The sequence below is a fragment of the Haemophilus haemolyticus genome (assembly GCF_003351405.1).
GTDB classification, from domain to species: domain Bacteria; phylum Pseudomonadota; class Gammaproteobacteria; order Enterobacterales; family Pasteurellaceae; genus Haemophilus; species Haemophilus haemolyticus_N.
Genome location: NZ_CP031240.1, coordinates 1285787 through 1303009, shown reverse-complemented (window position 1 = coordinate 1303009; position 17223 = coordinate 1285787). Strand labels below are relative to the sequence as shown.

At 37.4% G+C, this 17223-nt stretch carries 18 protein-coding genes and 1 other RNA gene; 7 read left to right on the top strand and 12 right to left on the bottom strand.

Annotated elements, in window-relative coordinates; translation table 11 throughout:
- Positions 1-10 precede the first annotated feature (10 nt).
- Positions 11-109: signal recognition particle sRNA small type (gene ffs / locus DV427_RS06540), an RNA gene on the bottom strand.
- Positions 110-236: 127 nt separating this feature from the next.
- Here ffs and nrdG point away from each other — a divergent pair.
- On the top strand, positions 237-704 hold the full coding sequence (nrdG, locus tag DV427_RS06535) for an anaerobic ribonucleoside-triphosphate reductase-activating protein (protein WP_114891724.1): 468 nt from the start codon (positions 237-239) through the stop codon (positions 702-704).
- A 57-nt stretch (positions 705-761) separates the two neighbouring features.
- Here nrdG and hpt read toward each other — a convergent pair whose 3' ends face one another.
- Together hpt and pmbA are read right to left on the bottom strand one after the other, a co-directional pair.
- Positions 762-1301 carry a hypoxanthine phosphoribosyltransferase gene (gene hpt, locus DV427_RS06530; protein ID WP_114891723.1) on the bottom strand — a complete coding sequence of 180 codons (540 nt, stop codon included), beginning with the start codon at positions 1299-1301 and terminating at the stop codon, positions 762-764.
- Positions 1302-1512: 211 nt separating this feature from the next.
- Positions 1513-2868, bottom strand: coding sequence for a metalloprotease PmbA (gene pmbA / locus DV427_RS06525; protein WP_114891722.1), 1356 nt, complete (start codon positions 2866-2868; stop codon positions 1513-1515).
- An 88-nt stretch (positions 2869-2956) separates the two neighbouring features.
- Between pmbA and yjgA the strand changes: the two genes are divergently transcribed.
- From yjgA to rapZ, 6 genes are read left to right on the top strand one after another with little or no spacing between them, the layout of a single operon-like run.
- A complete protein-coding gene (yjgA, locus tag DV427_RS06520) occupies positions 2957-3493 on the top strand; it encodes a ribosome biogenesis factor YjgA (protein WP_114891721.1) in 537 nt (178 codons plus the stop codon).
- Positions 3494-3541: 48 nt separating this feature from the next.
- Positions 3542-4150: an LPS export ABC transporter periplasmic protein LptC gene (gene lptC, locus DV427_RS06515; protein WP_114891720.1), complete on the top strand. Its 609-nt coding sequence runs from the start codon at positions 3542-3544 to the stop codon at positions 4148-4150.
- Entirely contained in the window at positions 4131-4649 is a 519-nt protein-coding gene (gene lptA / locus DV427_RS06510) for a lipopolysaccharide transport periplasmic protein LptA (protein WP_046942790.1), read from the top strand. Before lptC ends, lptA begins: the two co-directional genes overlap by 20 nt.
- 3 nt (positions 4650-4652) lie before the next feature.
- On the top strand, positions 4653-5378 hold the full coding sequence (lptB, locus tag DV427_RS06505; RefSeq protein WP_114891719.1) for an LPS export ABC transporter ATP-binding protein: 726 nt from the start codon (positions 4653-4655) through the stop codon (positions 5376-5378).
- A gap of 2 nt (positions 5379-5380) precedes the next feature.
- A complete protein-coding gene (ptsN, locus tag DV427_RS06500) occupies positions 5381-5875 on the top strand; it encodes a PTS IIA-like nitrogen regulatory protein PtsN (RefSeq protein ID WP_114891718.1) in 495 nt (164 codons plus the stop codon).
- A 15-nt stretch (positions 5876-5890) separates the two neighbouring features.
- A complete protein-coding gene (rapZ, locus tag DV427_RS06495) occupies positions 5891-6748 on the top strand; it encodes an RNase adapter RapZ (protein WP_114891717.1) in 858 nt (285 codons plus the stop codon).
- A 39-nt stretch (positions 6749-6787) separates the two neighbouring features.
- Here the strand turns inward: rapZ and DV427_RS06490 are convergent, their stop codons facing one another.
- The 9 genes from DV427_RS06490 to ftsW all read right to left on the bottom strand — a co-directional run bounded on the left by DV427_RS06490 (position 6788) and on the right by ftsW (position 17212).
- Positions 6788-7945 carry a chorismate mutase gene (locus DV427_RS06490; protein ID WP_114891716.1) on the bottom strand — a complete coding sequence of 386 codons (1158 nt, stop codon included), beginning with the start codon at positions 7943-7945 and terminating at the stop codon, positions 6788-6790.
- Between the two features lie 123 nt (positions 7946-8068).
- Positions 8069-8986 carry a UDP-3-O-acyl-N-acetylglucosamine deacetylase gene (gene lpxC / locus DV427_RS06485; protein ID WP_005630366.1) on the bottom strand — a complete coding sequence of 306 codons (918 nt, stop codon included), beginning with the start codon at positions 8984-8986 and terminating at the stop codon, positions 8069-8071.
- Positions 8987-9029: 43 nt separating this feature from the next.
- Positions 9030-10292: a cell division protein FtsZ gene (gene ftsZ / locus DV427_RS06480; RefSeq protein WP_114891715.1), complete on the bottom strand. Its 1263-nt coding sequence runs from the start codon at positions 10290-10292 to the stop codon at positions 9030-9032.
- 81 nt (positions 10293-10373) lie between these two features.
- Positions 10374-11651 (bottom strand): cell division protein FtsA, encoded by a 1278-nt coding sequence (gene ftsA, locus DV427_RS06475; protein WP_114891714.1) that lies wholly within the window; start codon positions 11649-11651, stop codon positions 10374-10376.
- A gap of 15 nt (positions 11652-11666) precedes the next feature.
- Positions 11667-12431: a cell division protein FtsQ/DivIB gene (locus tag DV427_RS06470; protein ID WP_114891713.1), complete on the bottom strand. Its 765-nt coding sequence runs from the start codon at positions 12429-12431 to the stop codon at positions 11667-11669.
- Entirely contained in the window at positions 12431-13351 is a 921-nt protein-coding gene (locus DV427_RS06465; RefSeq protein WP_114891712.1) for a D-alanine--D-alanine ligase, read from the bottom strand. The genes DV427_RS06470 and DV427_RS06465 overlap by 1 nt, the downstream gene beginning before the upstream one ends.
- 85 nt (positions 13352-13436) lie before the next feature.
- Positions 13437-14864, bottom strand: a complete 1428-nt coding sequence (murC, locus tag DV427_RS06460; RefSeq protein WP_005643568.1) for a UDP-N-acetylmuramate--L-alanine ligase — start codon at positions 14862-14864, stop codon at positions 13437-13439.
- Between the two features lie 96 nt (positions 14865-14960).
- A complete protein-coding gene (gene murG, locus DV427_RS06455) occupies positions 14961-16016 on the bottom strand; it encodes an undecaprenyldiphospho-muramoylpentapeptide beta-N-acetylglucosaminyltransferase (RefSeq protein WP_114891711.1) in 1056 nt (351 codons plus the stop codon).
- An 11-nt stretch (positions 16017-16027) separates the two neighbouring features.
- Entirely contained in the window at positions 16028-17212 is a 1185-nt protein-coding gene (ftsW, locus tag DV427_RS06450) for a putative lipid II flippase FtsW (RefSeq protein ID WP_005630352.1), read from the bottom strand.
- Positions 17213-17223 lie beyond the last annotated feature (11 nt).

The following is a 17223-nucleotide window of genomic DNA, read 5'->3' as shown; positions in this document are numbered from 1 at the left end:
TTGGGCGGAAACCTTCCCAGCTTCTTCTCGGCACACAGTAATTCCGACTTTGGCTGCTTCCTTCCGGACCTGACCGAGTAAACCAGATACCGTTGCGAGAGACCGAGAAGGTTTCCATTGATATCGCAATGCGATTGCGCGCTATTATGCAGAAATTACTGCCGTATTGCAAAGATTAATTAAAAAGTGCGGTGAATTTGGCGAGAATTTAAGCCACATTTTAGGATTTTTATGAAATGAACTACCTCCAATACTACCCTACCGATGTGATCAATGGCGAAGGTACAAGATGTACACTTTTCGTCAGTGGATGCACGCATGCTTGCAAAGGTTGCTATAACCAAAAAAGTTGGTCATTTTCATCGGGTGTATTATTTGATGAAGCGATGGAACAACAAATCATCAATGATTTAAAAGACACACGCATTAAACGCCAAGGACTTACGCTTTCAGGTGGTGATCCACTTCATCCCCTCAACGTAGAAACATTATTGCCATTTGTGCAACGCGTAAAACGAGAATGCCCTGATAAAGACATTTGGGTTTGGACGGGTTATAAGCTAGATGAATTAGACGAACAACAACGTGCTATGTTGCCTTATATTGATGTGTTAATTGATGGGAAATTTATTCAAGAACAGGCAGACCCAAGTTTAGTTTGGCGGGGCTCAGCAAATCAAATTATTCATCGATTTAAGTTATAAAAAGTGCGGTAAAAAATTCATTTAAAAATTTCAACCGCACTTTTCAATAAAATCAAATTATTCTTCTAAAACAACTTTACCGATATAGCCTAAATTACGATGACGTTGCGCGTAATCGATACCATACCCCACCACAAATTCATCAGGAATTTCAAAACCAACCCATTCAACAGGTACTTCCACTTCGCGACGAGAAGGTTTATCAAGTAACGTACAAATTGCAAGGCTCGCAGGCTCACGCAAATTCAAAATATCACGCACTTTTTCCAACGTATAGCCCGTATCAATAATATCTTCCACAATTAAAACGTGTTTACCCTTTATATCGCCATCTAAATCTTTGGTAATACGAACGTCGTGATTCGTGGTCATACCTGCGCCATAACTTGAAGTAGTCATAAATTCAATTTCCACAGGTAAATTTATCTGACGAACAATATCCGCCATAAACATAAAGGAACCACGTAAAAGACCTACAACAACAAGGCTATCGATCTGTTTTTCTTGATAAAATTTTGTAATTTGAGAACCTAACTCAGCAATACGAGCATGAACATCGTTCTCTGAAATTAAAACGTCAACGTGGTGTTTTTTCATTGTGTTTCCTTATGAAATGACAGGGGATAAAATCGTTTGCTATTTTACAAAAAAAAGGCTGAAGTTTAAACCTTCAGCCTTTTTGAACCCTAACGAATTTACTTTCTACTCTACCTGTTGGAGCAACCTGCAATCGCTTAACAGATGTGCGTATAGTAGCAGACATTTAATTATTGTCAATAAGAATAATTCTCAATTTTAAAAATATTTTTTAATTTCCTGAAATTTTCATCTTATCTAACAAAATAGAACCAGTTTGGATGTTAGAACGATGCTCTATATCATCCGCTACAGCAACCATATTCTTCAACATATCTTGTAGTTGCCCTGCAATGGTAATTTCGGCGACTGGATATTGAATTTGACCATTTCCCACCCAAAAACCTGATGCGCCACGCGAATAATCGCCCGTAACAATATTGACACCTTGTCCCATGACATCCGTTACTAACAATCCAGTTCCCATTTCACGTAAAAGTGCAGTCAATCCTCCAGTTAAATTTGGCTTAACAAGCCAGTTGTGAATTCCACCAGCATGACCAGTGCTTGGCATACCGAGTTTTTTACCACTGTAACTTGTCACTAAATAAGTTTGTAATATCCCACCTTCAACAATTTCACGATCTTGCGTACGAACACCTTCACTATCAAAAGGCGTTGAAGCCAAACGGCGTAATAAATGTGGTCTCTCACTGATATTGAACCAATCAGGTAAGACCTGCTTACCCAAATGATCGAGCAAGAAACTCGATTTTCTATATAAACTGCCACCACTTATTGCAGCGGCAAAGTGAGAAATAAGGCCCGTTGCAACATCATTTAAGAAAATAACAGGCACTTCTCGTGTACTCAATTTTTGAGGATTTAAACGAGAAACAACTTTCTTTGCACAATTTTCGCCAACCCAAATTGGCGATTGGAGTTTATCGAATTCACGAGAGATCGTGTATTCATAATCATTTTCTAAAGCATCTTCTACGCCACCGATAACCGAACAAGATAAGGAATAACGGCTTGATAAATAACTTTGCAACATGCCATGACTATTTCCATACACTTTCACGCCCGTATGTGAATTAAAACTTGCGCCATTACTATTTATAATGCGTTCATCCGCCTCTAAAGCCGCCTTTTCAGCCTGAAGTGCAAGTTCTGTTGCTTTATCAACATCTACATCAGCAGCATGATAAAGCTCTAAATTAGGCGTATCAAAAGCCATTAAATCCTTATCCGCAAGGCCTGTGCAATCATCGGGTGAAGTGTATTTTGCAATAGCAAGTGCGGCTTCCACTGCGTTTTGAATAGCGCGTTCACTTAAATCTGATGTTGATGCATTGCCTTTTTGTTGTCCCATATAAACGGAGATCCCCAATGCACCATCATTAGTAAATTCAACATTTTCAATTTCTTGCAAGCGTGTGGATACTGACAATCCGCTCACTTTAGTGACAGCGACTTCTGCACTCGCGCCTGATTTTGTTGCTAATTCAACAGCAAAGCTAACTGCTTGACGTAATTCTTGTTCTTGAGCTTTCAAAAGTGCGGTTTGATTTTCGGCTATTTTCATTATTTTTTCCCGTTAAAAATTTGTCACATTTTATATTATTTTGAAACTTTGTGCTAAAATACGCGCCAAATTTTAGTTGAGAGAAATTATGGCAAAACGTAAGAAAAAAGAAGCTTTCGATTGGGAAGATGAAGACCTAGAAGAAATTATTTGGGTAAGTAAAAGCGAAATCAAACGCGATGCTGAAGATTTAAAACAACTTGGTGAAAAGATTGTAAATTTAACCAAAGCTAATCTTGCCAAAATCCCACTTGATGAATCCTTACTTGATGCCATTAAACTTGCACAGCGTTTAGAAAAAGAAGCTCGTCGCCGTCAATTACAGTATATCGGTAAATTATTTCGAGGAATTGATGTTGAGCCCATTCGTGAAGCATTAGATAAAATCGAAAATAAACATAACCAACAGCAGGCCATGCTGCACAAAATCGAAAAAGTGCGGGATGAATTAGTAGAAAAAGGTGACATGGCTCTAACCGATTTATTCAATGATTATCCTGATGTAGATCGTCAACAACTACGTAATCTTATTCGTTCAGCACAAAAAGAACGTGAGCAAAATAAACCATCGAAATCCTATCGAGAAATTTATCAAATGCTCAAAACATTGATGTTAGAAGACTAAAAAATATTAAATTTTTATCCGCACTTTTCGAGTAACAAATTTAAAAATATGAATATTCGTTGGAATGTAATTTTGGGTCTTATCGCTCTCGGTTCGCTGGGATGGTTTTATTCTTTAAATAGCGATAAACCTGATTTGTCAAACTTAGTAAAAAAAACAGATAGTCCAGATTATATTGGAAATAAAATGGAAACTACGGTATTTTCCCCTGAAGGTAAGAAACAATATCTCTCGACCGCAAACAAAGTGAAACATTATACAGTTGATGGCCATACTGAGTTTGAAATGCCTTTGGTGTACTTATTCGATGTCTCTACATCTAATAATGCTGAAAAATCAAATCATTCAGCAAAATTATTAGAATCACAAAGTTGGAAACTTAGCGCAAAAAAAGCCAAATTGACGAAAGATGAAATGCTTTATTTAGAAGGCGATGTCGTTGCTGAAAGTTTAGAACCAACTTCTCGGTTACAGCGAATCGAAACACAAGTTGCAGAGGTTAACTTAAAAACTCAAGATATTTCATCAGATACAATGGTGAAAATAAACGGACAAAATTTTAACTCAACGGGCTTAAAAATGATTGGCAATCTACGCCAACAAATTGCAACATTAAAAGAACAGGTAAAAACATATTATGAAATTAACAAACAATAAAATTATTTTACTCGCTGCATTAATCATGACCTCTTTCTCTGCTTTAGCTTTGAAAGATGATACCAATCAACCGATCAACATTGTTTCTGATAATCAATCATTAGATATGGAAAAAAGTGTTGTCACTTTTACTGATAATGTTTCAATTACTCAGGGTTCAATTTTAATCAAGGCAAATAAAGTTGTCATTACGCGCCCACCTGAAAATTCAGGTAAAAAAGAAACTGTAGAAGCATTTGGTACTCCAGTGACATTCCATCAACAGCTAGATAATGGTAAGCCAGTGGATGGGAAAGCAAACAAAGTTCACTATGATCTTGGTACTGAATTTTTAACATTAACTGACAATGCTGAATTAAAACAACTTGATAGTAAGATCAATGGACAACTAATTACCTACGATGTGAAAAAACAGCAACTTAAAGCTAATGGCAATGGAAAATCACGTGTAACAACAGTCCTTATTCCATCACAATTACAACAAGCTAAAGGGAAGTAATTTATGTCAATTCTGACTGCTGAAAATTTAGCTAAGAGCTATAAAAGCCGTAAAGTTGTTTCAGATGTAAGTTTAACTGTAAACTCTAATGAAATTGTCGGTTTGCTCGGACCAAACGGTGCTGGGAAAACAACAACCTTCTACATGCTTGTCGGGTTAGTTCGCCAAGATCAAGGCAAAATTATTATTGACGGAGAAAACATTAGTTTGCTCCCAATGCATAATCGTGCGCAACGTGGAATCGGTTATTTGCCACAAGAAGCCTCTATTTTTCGCCGTTTGACTGTATACGAAAATCTAATGGCTGTATTAGAAATACGCAAAGATTTAACCTCTCAACAACGTAGAGAAAAAGCTGATGAGTTGATTGAGGAATTTAATATTGGCCATATTCGGGATAGTTTAGGTCAGTCATTATCTGGCGGTGAACGCCGTCGAGTTGAAATTGCACGAGCATTAGCTGCAAATCCCAAGTTTATTCTATTAGATGAGCCATTTGCTGGTGTAGATCCAATTTCTGTGAGCGATATTAAGAAAATTATCACCGACTTACGTAACCGAGGATTAGGCGTTTTGATTACCGATCATAATGTACGTGAAACACTTGATGTATGTGAACGCGCTTATATTGTTGGCGAAGGTAAAATTATCGCAACAGGCACACCAGAACAAGTTATGAACGATGAACACGTTAAACGCGTTTATCTTGGCGAACAATTCAAATTATAAAAATGAAAATAACTGAACTATTAAGCCCTGAGAATATTCGTCAGGGCGTTAGTTTTTCTAGCAAAAAACGATTATTTGAATCTATCGCACATTTTGTAGAAGAAAAACTTCACTGTGATAAAGGTGAGCAAACGTGCTTTGAATCCCTTTTTGAGCGCGAAAAGCTGGGTAACTCCGGGCTAGGTAATGGCATAGCAATGCCTAAGGCAAAAATGCCTATTGAGGTATGCGACAAAGCAATTGCTATGTTTATGCAATTGGATAACCCAATTAATTATGATTCGCTTGATGGTAAATCTGTAGATTTAATTTTTGCTATACTCATTCCAGAGAATCAGTGCGAAACATACATCCCTATATTTGCATCATTAATCGAAAAACTTACCGATAAAAATATGTTAAAACAATTACGTTCAGCCAAAAGTGCGGATGAAATTTGGCAAGTTTTTGAGATTTCAGATAGAGCTGAAAGCTCGCCAGAAGAAACGCAAGAATAATTTAAAGGGGGTATTATGGAAATTATCATTATTAGTGGACGTTCTGGTGCAGGAAAATCCGTAGCCTTACGAGCATTAGAAGATGCCGGATATTATTGTGTTGATAATATTCCTCTGGATTTACTTCCTCAATTGACTGATATTCTATCTCAATCCCAATCTTCGGTCGCAATCAGCCTTGATATTCGTAATATTCCTAATTCAGCCAATCCCCTTGAACAAACTCTAAATACCTTACAAAAATATCATCAATTAAAGATCATTTTCCTTGAAGCAGATCGTGGCACATTGATTCGTCGTTATAGCGACTCACGCCGTCTGCACCCACTTTCCTTGAAAGATTTATCTCTTGAAGCTGCAATAGATGAAGAATATTGCTACCTTGAGCCATTAATTCAACACGCAAACTTTATTATTGATACCACCCATCTTTCTACTCATACCCTTGCTGAACGCCTACGCGAATTTTTACGAGGAAATAGTGATAAAGAACTAAAAATCGTTGTTGAATCTTTTGGCTTTAAATATGGAATTCCTTTAGATGCTGATTATGTTTTCGATGTACGTTTCTTACCTAACCCACATTGGGATCCAACATTACGCCCAATGACAGGATTAGATGCGCCAGTAGCAGAATTTCTAAATAGCCACACGCAAGTAAATGAATTTATCTACCTCACTCGTAACTATATTGATACTTGGTTGCCAATGTTAGAAAAAAACAATCGTAGCTATTTAACCATTGCCATTGGATGTACAGGGGGAAAACACCGCTCCGTTTATATTGCCCAGCAGTTAGGCGAATATTTTCAAGCTAAAGGGAAAATCGTCCAGATTCAGCATAAATCTTTAGAACGAAATAAAAAAGCATAAAAAAGTGCGGTCAAAAATAATTTTATTGACCGCACCTTCTTATAAATTAACTGGTTTTACAATCTCGCTAGGATAACAACCTAAAATCTTTAGATAATTACTACAATTCTTTAACTCTTCCAAGGCTTGCTGAATATCAGGATGATGGATATTCGCTTCTATTTCGAGATAAAACATTTCTTCCCAAGGTTTACCATAAATTGGACGAGACTCTAATTTCGTCATATTAATTTGATGTTTTTTGAAAACTAAAAGTGCATCAACTAATGAGCCAATTTGCTGTGAGGTTGTCATTAACAATAATGTTTTTGCCGGTATCTGTGGTGAAACCTCTCGCTGTTCTTTAGCAACGACAATAAAACGCGTAATATTGTTCTCTTGATTAGCAATATTAGTTTTTAATACGCTAAGTCCATACAATTTGCCACCATCTTCATTCCCTAATGCCGCAATATTCGGCTTATTTAAACTTGCAATAAGTTGCATTGCATGGGAGCTACTTTCACAATACTCAATATGTACTCGATCAAGACTATGTATAAATTGACTACATTGTTGAATCACTTGAGGATGACTATATAAAGTATCGATTTCACTTAATTCAGTCGAGCCATTTACCAAAACACAATGCTGAATTGGGTAAGCTAGCTCGCCTACCAATGATAAGTCAGTATGCTGGAGCAAATCATAGACCTCATTAATAGCGCCTGATGTTGTATTTTCTAAAGGCAATACGCCAAAATCTGCTTCACCATTTTGCACTTTTTCAAATACTTGCTCAAAAGACTGACATCCTAGTTCTACAAATTGTTTTTGATAACGAGCAGCATAATTACGCGCAGCTAAATTTGAATAAGACCCTCTCTTACCTAAAAAAGCAATATGTAAATTTTGATTACGTTGTTCATTAAGTTTATTCTGCAAATAGACTTGCTGGGTCAGTACCGAGTCTTCAATAATTTTTTGGAAAATTGAAGTGATATATTGTGGTTCAAGTTGATAATTCTCATTTTCTGAAAATTGAACTAATTCTTGTAAAAGTTGCTGTTCTCGCTCTACATCACGTAAAGCTTTTTGCGAGATCTCTTTACTTCTCACTACATCGAAAGCTAAACGATGACGCTCAGAAAGCAATTTTAATAAACTACGATCTATTTGCGTAATTTGTTGGCGAATTTCAGATAATTCTAGCTTCATAGCATCCCCTTATAAAAACGAGAAAAATAAACCGCACTTTTAGGCATTAGTCATTTAAAGTGCGATGAAAATAAAAAAGCTATACTTCTTAGCAGAAATATAGCTTTTTCAAAAATAAAATGATTAGATAAATACTTGAACAGGCGCAACATATCCTTGCGGTACTTGTTCTTTATCTTCGAAAGTTACAAACTCCCACGCTTCTTGATTTGCTAATACAGCACGTAGTAACTTGTTATTTAAACCATGGCCAGACTTATAAGCTTTAAAATCACCAATAATGTTATAACCAGCCATATAAAGATCGCCAATTGCGTCTAACATTTTATGACGAACAAGTTCATCTTTAAAGCGTAAGCCATCTTCATTTAAAATTCTATAATCATCAAGAACAATAGCATTATCAAGACTACCACCTAATGCTAAACCTTGAGATTGAAGATATTCTATATCTTTCATGAAACCAAATGTTCTTGCTCGACTAATTTGATGAACAAATGCTTGAGCAGAGAAATCCATGACATAATTACGAACATTTTTGCCAATAGCAGGATGATCAAAATCAATAGTGAAATCTAAACGAAAACCATTATAAGGTTTAAATTCAGCCCATTTATCACCATCTTCAACTCGAACATATTCTTTAATACGAATAAATTTCTTAGGTGCATTTTGTTCTTCAATTCCTGCATCTAACAACAAATAGATAAATGGACTCGCGCTACCATCCATAATAGGAATTTCAGGTGCATCAACCTCAATAATAATATTATCAATCCCAAGACCTGATAGTGCTGCATTCAAATGTTCAACGGTAGAAATGCGTACACCTTGCTCATTAATTAATGCAGTACAAAGCATTGTATCACGTACGGAATTAGGATCAGCAGGGAATGCCACAGCTGGATTTAAATCTGTACGATAGTAAACAACACCAGTATTTGGCATAGCTGGACGTAACGTTAAAGTCACTTTCTTACCGCTATGTAAACCAACACCTGTTACTTTAATACTTTGTTTTAATGTTCTTTGTTTAATCATTCTACTACCTTAATATTCCAGGTATTTCTCAAAACCAATTAAATTAATTTTCTTCACGTTGCGCAGGATTAAAGAAACTGTTTTTCTTAAATGCTTCTAAACGATCTGTGATCGGTTTATCCAGCGGGCGATGATATTCTTCTGCTGGAGTTTTTTGAGTTTCTACTGGCTCACGAGTATGTATATCAGGCACAATATTTACGCGACCTGTACCTTCTGGCTCAACTGGACGAGAAGGACGCAATACTTGAACTGACTCAGTTGGGGCGATTTCCCCCAATCCTGTTGCCACAATAGTCACTCGAATTTCATCACTCATCTCAGGCACCAAACTCGTACCAACAACAACTGTCGCTTCTTCAGAAGCAAAACTACCTATTGTCTCACCTATAATGTTAAACTCTTCAAAAACTAAATCCATTCCAGCAGTAATATTAACTAAAATACCTTGAGCGTTAGAAAGATCTATTTTTTCTAGAAGATCGTTACGTACCGCAAGACGAGCCGCATCTTCTGCTCTACCCTCACCAGGTTTTCCCACAGCTGAACCAAAACCAATCATAGCTTGCCCTTGAACGGACATTACCGTTCTTACATCAGCGAAGTCCACATTAATTAAACCAGGAGAGGTAATCATATCTGAAATTCCCATCACGGAATTACGCAACACGTCGTTTGCAGCAGCAAAAGCCTCAATTAATTTAGCATTTTTAGAGAGAACTTTTTGGATTTGTTGATTCGGAATAATAATCATTGAATCAACATATTGGGATAAATCTTTAATACCGAGCTCTGCAAATTGCATACGCTTCTTGCCTTCAAAAGCAAATGGTTTGGTCACAACAGCAACAGTTAAAATACCTAATTCTTTAGCTATTTTTGCGACAACAGGCGCTGCACCAGTACCAGTACCACCGCCCATACCAGCTGCAATAAAGACCATATCCGCACCTTCAAGCATTTTGCGAATTTCTTCCTGATCATCTTCAGCAGCCTTACGACCAATATTCGGATTTGCTCCAGCACCTAAACCTTTGGTTGTCTCTCCACCGATTTGTACTGTCTGTTGAACTTGGCTTTTGCGTAATGCTTGAGCGTCTGTATTTACAGCGTAAAAAATAATACGGCCATGTTCTTCCGAAGTTAATGAGCTTTCACCTAAATAAGTTCCACCCATTTCTTGCTTGACCATACTCATAACCATATGATTTACAGCATTACCGCCACCGCCGCCAACGCCTACGACTTTGATCAGTGCGCCGGACTCATTAAAATTATCGTACTCAGGGTACTCTGGGTATAACATCGATGTTCTCCGTTAAGGCCAGATAAGCTGGCTCAATATAAAACCTAAATTCTCTCTATTGTAGATGAAAAATCAAAATAATCAAAATTCTGACCGCACTTTATCCATAATTTTTTTAATTCCATTCAAAATTGATTTTAGTATTCCGTCATCAGATTCATCATTTCCTGAAATCAAATCATCATCACTGTTACTATGGTTATACTGCAACAACCCCACCACCGTTGAATATTGAGGGCGATTCACGTAATCTGTCAATCCAGTAATATTCAGCGGGCTACCAATACGTACTTGGCAATTAAATACGTCAGATGCACATTCTTTCAAATCTTCTATTTGCGCCCCACCACCAGTAATCACTACACCAGCAATAAGCTCAAACTTCACATGTTTTGTTTCCAGCTCAGCTTTTAATTTATCTAATTCATCTTCCACCACACCTAGAAGTTCCGTATAGCGAGCTGATGTAATTAAGGATAGATCACTCTTTGTTAATGAGCGAGGTGCTCGCCCACCAATACTTGCAACTTCAATTTTTTTATCACCGTGCAAACGAGCTGGGTAAAATGCACTTGCATAATTAACTTTAATTCGTTCAGCTTCTGCACGCGAAATAGTACAAGCGTGAGCAATATCGTTAGTCACAATATTTCCTGCATAAGGAATAACCTTACTGAAACGTAATGCGCCGTTTGTATAAACCATCACATTCATTGTGCCTGCACCGAAATCAATCAAGCAAACACCAAGATCTTTTTCATCTTCGGTTAATACTGAATGTGTTGCTGCAAAACCAGAAAAAACGACTTTATCCACTTGTAAACCACAGCGCTCAACCGCTTTTTTCAGGTTGTTTTGCCAATCTTGATGACAGGCGATTAAATGTACTTGTGCTTTTAAACGGACACCTTGCAAACCCAATGGATTTTTAATATTCAACTGGCGATCCACCGCATATTCTTGCGGAATCACATGTAATAAGGATAAGCCTTCAGGCAACTTAATGGAACTCGCTGTATGCAGTGCAGAATCAATTTCATCTTGTGTTACCTCGCCATCTGAAATTGGCACAAAACCACTTTCATTTAAACTTTGAATATGTTCACCAGTAATTGCCAAAGTGACACTCATAATCTGGCAATCAGCCATAGATTCAGCAGCTTCAATGGCTCTTTGAATAGAATTTACGACAGCTTCAAGATCTGTGATACTACCACGATCAATCCCTTTAGATGGGCAACTACCAACACCTAACACATTCACTACGCCATCAGGAAATACCTCGCCCACTACGGCAACAACTTTTGACGTACCGACTTCTAATCCTACAATTGTTTTAGCTTCCACACCTTTAACCATTTTCGCACCTAGTTTTTATTTATCAGCCATACCCACTGCAGCGCCTGCCGCATATCGTAAATCTACATAATCTATTTTTTTATTTTCTGGAACATCAACTTGCGGATAAATCGTAACAAATCGTTCAAGCTTAGATTTCCATTCTCCACGACCTAACTTTAACACAATGTCATTATCAAGTGTTACTTGCCATGCACCGCGTTCATCAATATTCATCCCTTTTGCAATTAAATTTTTTGATTTAAAATCGGCATAAATCTGATTCCATGCATCCAATACTTTTAAACTTTGATAATCAGGCCCCCCTAAGTAAGGCAAAGTATTTTCTTTTAAGCGTTCAATTGGAAGTTGGAATACAACACCATCCTGAGTAACAAATTGGTTCTGATTCCAAAATGCCACTGGTTGATATTCAGTAATCCAAATACTTAAACGATTTGGCCATATTTTTCGCACAATTGAGCTCTTAACCCAAGGTAAAGCTTCTATTTGCGCTTGAATTGGCTCAACATCTTGCCCCCAAAAGCCTTTAAGAGAACCCATTTTTAATAAGCTTTCCTTAATATCGGCATCCGTAGTAAAAACCTTTTGTCCAGCTAATGCAAAACCGCTAATAGGCTTATCATCCATTTTCTCTAGCAGAGTTTGCCAATTAAAATAGATACCAAGAGCCAAAAGTATACCAAGCAAAGCCAAGAAAGCCCGAATATGAAAATAATATTTAGGCTTTTGTTCACCAAAACGAATATTCTGTGGAGTTTTCCTTTTCAGAATGTTCATTACACACTTAGCTCCAAAATTTTCACAACAAGCTGTTCAAAAGAAATACCCACGCTTGCGGCAGATTTTGGGAATAAACTGTGACTAGTCATTCCTGGATTCGTATTCACTTCAACTAAACGAAAATTACCTTTCGCATCACACATGACATCAATACGGCTCCAACCGCGACATCCTACTGCATCATAAGCGCGTTTTACTAATATAGCTAACTCTTGCTCACGCTCAGGTGTTAAGCCTGCAGGACAGAAATATTGAGTATTATCAGAAATATATTTCGCATTGTAATCATAGAACTCACCTTCAGGAACAATACGAATAGCAGGAAGCACTTGACTATCCAATACAGGTACTGTTAATTCATCGCCAGCTAACCATTCTTCAATCAGAATCGTATTATCAAATTTAAGTGCATATTCCACCGCACTTTTTAGCTCATCCACGGCTTTAACTTTAGTTAATCCAACACTAGATCCTTCTAAAGAAGGTTTTACCATTAACGGCAAACCCAATTTATCTACTACAACCTGAGGGTCTAAATCAGCGAAGGTTTCACGGGTAACGACCGCCATATCTGCTACAGGTAATCCAAATGCTTTCCACAACATTTTTGTACGCATTTTATCCATAGTTAATGCAGAAGCCATCACCCCACAACCAGTGTAAGGTAAACCAATTTGCTCTAATAAACCTTGCATTGTGCCATCTTCACCACCTCGACCATGCAAAATATTAAACACTCGATTAAAGCCATCCTTTTTAAGATTAGCAACATTATATTCTTTAGGATCAATAGGATGAGCATCATAACCTTGGTTTAATAAAGCCTCTAATACTGCTTTACCTGAATTAAGAGAAACCTCACGCTCAGCGGATGTTCCGCCTAATAACACTGCAATTTTTTCTTGTTTTAAATTCATTTTATCCTACTTATATATCTTATTCTGATGTCCTTAATTAATAGATAAGGGCATCTCAAATTTCTAAAATCTGTTTATAAACATCTTAATTTTTCCAAGATTGAGCTAAGCCACGAGAGATTTTACTTACGCTACCCGCACCTTGTGCCAAAATCAAATCGCCATCTTGAATAATTTGATCAAGAACGTCGCCTAATTGTGAGGTGTCAGAAACCAAGATTGGATCGATTTTTCCTAAATTTCTAATGGAACGACAAAGAGATTTACTATCAGCTCCAACAATCGGCGCTTCTCCTGCTGCGTACACATCAAGCATAATTAATGCATCCACTTGTGAAAGCACTTGTACAAAATCATCAAATAAATCACGAGTACGAGAATAACGATGCGGTTGGAAAATCATAACAATACGTTTATCTCCCCATCCTTCCCGTGCGGCTTTAATCGTTACGCCCACTTCTGTTGGGTGATGACCATAATCATCAACTAAACGCACTTTACCATTTGGACGAATAAACTCACCTAACTGATCAAAACGACGACCTGCACCTTGAAAATCAGCAAGGGCTTCTAAAATGGCCTCATTGCTAATACCTTCTTCTTTGGCTACAGCAAGTGCAGCCGTTGCATTTAACGCATTATGTTTTCCTGGCACATTTAACAGCACATTAATACGCTCATTATCTGGGCAAATCACTGTGTAATGACCTTGAAAACCTGTTTGTTCATAATCTTCAATGCGATAATCTGCATGTTCACTAAAACCATATGTAATCACTTGACGACCAACTTTTGGCACAAGTTCCATTAATACTGGATCATCTGCACACATCACAGCTAAACCATAGAATGGCAAATTATGCAGGAATTTCACATAGGTGGCTTTCATTTTTTCAAAATCACCTTCGTAGGTATCCATATGGTCTGGTTCCATGTTAGTCACAACAGATACCATTGGCTGCAAATGTAAAAACGAGGCGTCACTTTCATCCGCTTCGGCAATTAAATAACGACTAGCACCTAAATGTGCATTTTTACCTGCAGATTTCACCAAACCACCGTTAACAAACGTTGGATCGAGTTTTGCTTGGGTGTAAATCATGGAAATCATAGCAGTTGTCGTCGTCTTCCCGTGAGTTCCTGCAACAGCAATACCATGACGGAAACGCATAATTTCAGCCAACATTTGTGCTCGTTGAATCACTGGAATGCGTTTTTGTTTCGCTGCAACTAATTCGGGGTTATCATCTTTTATCGCACTAGATACGACAACAACACTTGCACCTTCAATATGTTCTTCTGCATGGCCGATGTAGATTTTTGCTCCAGCTTGAGTTAAACGTTGAGTTACTAAGCCATCAGCAATATCTGATCCAGAGATTTGATAGCCTTCATTCAATAAAATCTCAGCAATACCACTCATTCCCGCGCCACCAATTCCAATAAAATGAATTTGTTGAACTCGACGCATTTCAGGAATAATTTTTCTAATTTCTTCGTGGGAATGTTTCATTTATTTTTCCTTTTTGACACATTGGCAAAATATTGGTGCCTATTCTAAAAGTGCGGTTGAAAATCGCAATGTTTTTCTTATTCTTTGGAATATCAATTAGTTTGAATTTTCTATAATAACCTCAGCAACTCGCTGTGCAGAGAAAGGTGTCGACATTGCTTTCGCTTTCTCAGCCATTTGTAATAAATTTTCACGAGTGAAGTTTTTTAAATAATTCACTAGAATTTCAGGCGTTAAATCTGCCTGTTCTATAATCTTTGCTGCTCCCACATCAGCCAAATATTTCGCATTTAAATATTGTTGACGATCTTTATGTTGGAAAGGTACAAAAATAGCTGCAGCGCCAACTGCCGCAATTTCACATACAGTTAATGCACCAGAACGGCAAAGTATCACATCAGCCCAAGCATAAGCCTCAGCCATATTATCAATAAATTCTGTTATTTTAACTTGTTCTGAATTCTCGCCATAAAGTTTGGTAACTTCTTCTACAGCACCTTTACCTACTTGATGACGAATGTCTAATTTATCTGTAAGCTGAGCTACTACTTTAGGTAAAGTATGATTAAGCACTCTAGCGCCTTGGCTACCACCAACCACTAAAACACGTAATTTTTCCTCACGCTCCGCAAAACGAACTTCAGGATATGGCATCTTAAATAAATCTTCTCGAACTGGATTACCAACAACTTCTGCATTAGGAAAAGCAGTTGGAAATGCTTGCAATACGCGAGTAGCAATTTTAGCTAACCATTTATTCGTTAAACCCGCTATCGCATTTTGTTCATGCAAAATTATCGGTACACCACAAAGTTTTGCAGCAATACCGCCAGGACCTGAAACATACCCCCCCATTCCAAGTACAGCGTCAGGCTTTTCTTCTTGAATAATTTTTTTTGCCTGCAACACAGCACGGAAAATCGCAAAAGGAGCGCTTAATAAAGCTTTTATACCTTTGCCACGCAAACCCGAAATTTGGATAAATCTAATTGGGATTCCATGTTTTGGTACAAGGTGAGCCTCCATTCGATCTTTGGTACCCAACCAGCAAATATCCCATCCTTGTTTTTGTAAAAATTGGGCCACCGCTATCGCGGGAAAAACATGACCGCCAGTTCCACCAGCCATCACTAATAATTTTTTATTTTTCATCTTCTTTATCTCTAATCATCGCGTAGGCGTGCTTGACCTGCGCGAAGTAAACGGTTTTCGTGATCAATACGTAATAAAATGCCAATAGTCGCCGACATAATGATAATACTCGAACCACCATAACTGACGAGTGGAAAGGTTAAACCTTTAGTCGGCAACATTCCTAGAGCCATACCTAAATTAACAAAGCCTTGGAAGAAAATCCAAAAGCCAATGCCTAAAGCTAAAAATCCTCTAAAACGCTGTTCTAACATTAAAGATTCTTTTCCGATCTTCAACGCTCTAAACACAAGCAAACCGAGCAAAATAACAACAATTAAAATGCCTATAAAACCAAACTCTTCACCAATAATCGCCATAATAAAGTCAGTATGCGCTTCAGGTAAATAATCTAGTTTTTGAATTGAATTACCTAACCCTTCACCCGTTATTTCACCACGACCAAATGCCATAAGAGAATTCGTTAATTGGAAGCCTGTACCATAAGGGTCTTTAAATGGATCTAAAAAACCAGTGAAACGTTTTAAACGATAAGAAGCAGAGATGATTAACCAAGCACCAAGAATTACACCTGTTGCACCAAGCAAAATAAATTGGAAAAAGTGCGCACCAACGATAAATAGCATACCGAAAGTAATAACAAACAGTACAACTGTACTTCCCATATCAGGCTGAACTAATAGGAACATCCCCATTACGCCCATCACAATAAAGGGTTTTATCGCACTAAATTTTCTACCTCTTACCTCATCATAACGACGAGTAAAATAGCTAGCCAAGAAACAAGTCAGTGCCAGCTTCGCAAATTCAGCTGGCTGAAAATTCAAAATACCCAATGAAATCCAACGCTTAGCACCATTTACTGATGTACCGATAAATAATACGGCTATCAATAAAGCTACGGCTGCCCAGAAAATATTTACATTCCATTTTTCCAACTTTTCAGTTGGAATATACAACATGGCATAACAAGTCGCTAAAGAAAGAAATACATAAAAAGCATCTCGTTTTGCAAAGTAAAAAGGATCATTAAATAAACGAGAGCTATAGGGAATAGATGCAGATGTAACTGAAACTAAACCAATTAAAAGCAAAATAACAAATAACCAAAATAGCGCACGATCATACAACAAACCTTGAGGTGTGATGCGTGTCCATTCATCGTAATTTTTTTTGATGTTTTGTAAAAATTCCATCTTATTTTTAT

Bases quoted from the DNA above. Each gene is read 5' to 3' on its own strand.
- nrdG (WP_114891724.1), top strand. From the start codon at position 237: ATGAACTACCTCCAATACTACCCTACCGATGTGATCAATGGCGAAGGT.
- hpt (WP_114891723.1), bottom strand. From the start codon at position 1,301: ATGAAAAAACACCACGTTGACGTTTTAATTTCAGAGAACGATGTTCAT.
- pmbA (WP_114891722.1), bottom strand. From the start codon at position 2,868: ATGAAAATAGCCGAAAATCAAACCGCACTTTTGAAAGCTCAAGAACAA.
- yjgA (WP_114891721.1), top strand. From the start codon at position 2,957: ATGGCAAAACGTAAGAAAAAAGAAGCTTTCGATTGGGAAGATGAAGAC.
- lptC (WP_114891720.1), top strand. From the start codon at position 3,542: ATGAATATTCGTTGGAATGTAATTTTGGGTCTTATCGCTCTCGGTTCG.
- lptA (WP_046942790.1), top strand. From the start codon at position 4,131: ATGAAATTAACAAACAATAAAATTATTTTACTCGCTGCATTAATCATG.
- lptB (WP_114891719.1), top strand. From the start codon at position 4,653: ATGTCAATTCTGACTGCTGAAAATTTAGCTAAGAGCTATAAAAGCCGT.
- ptsN (WP_114891718.1), top strand. From the start codon at position 5,381: ATGAAAATAACTGAACTATTAAGCCCTGAGAATATTCGTCAGGGCGTT.
- rapZ (WP_114891717.1), top strand. From the start codon at position 5,891: ATGGAAATTATCATTATTAGTGGACGTTCTGGTGCAGGAAAATCCGTA.
- DV427_RS06490 (WP_114891716.1), bottom strand. From the start codon at position 7,945: ATGAAGCTAGAATTATCTGAAATTCGCCAACAAATTACGCAAATAGAT.
- lpxC (WP_005630366.1), bottom strand. From the start codon at position 8,986: ATGATTAAACAAAGAACATTAAAACAAAGTATTAAAGTAACAGGTGTT.
- ftsZ (WP_114891715.1), bottom strand. From the start codon at position 10,292: ATGTTATACCCAGAGTACCCTGAGTACGATAATTTTAATGAGTCCGGC.
- ftsA (WP_114891714.1), bottom strand. From the start codon at position 11,651: ATGGTTAAAGGTGTGGAAGCTAAAACAATTGTAGGATTAGAAGTCGGT.
- DV427_RS06470 (WP_114891713.1), bottom strand. From the start codon at position 12,431: ATGAACATTCTGAAAAGGAAAACTCCACAGAATATTCGTTTTGGTGAA.
- DV427_RS06465 (WP_114891712.1), bottom strand. From the start codon at position 13,351: ATGAATTTAAAACAAGAAAAAATTGCAGTGTTATTAGGCGGAACATCC.
- murC (WP_005643568.1), bottom strand. From the start codon at position 14,864: ATGAAACATTCCCACGAAGAAATTAGAAAAATTATTCCTGAAATGCGT.
- murG (WP_114891711.1), bottom strand. From the start codon at position 16,016: ATGAAAAATAAAAAATTATTAGTGATGGCTGGTGGAACTGGCGGTCAT.
- ftsW (WP_005630352.1), bottom strand. From the start codon at position 17,212: ATGGAATTTTTACAAAACATCAAAAAAAATTACGATGAATGGACACGC.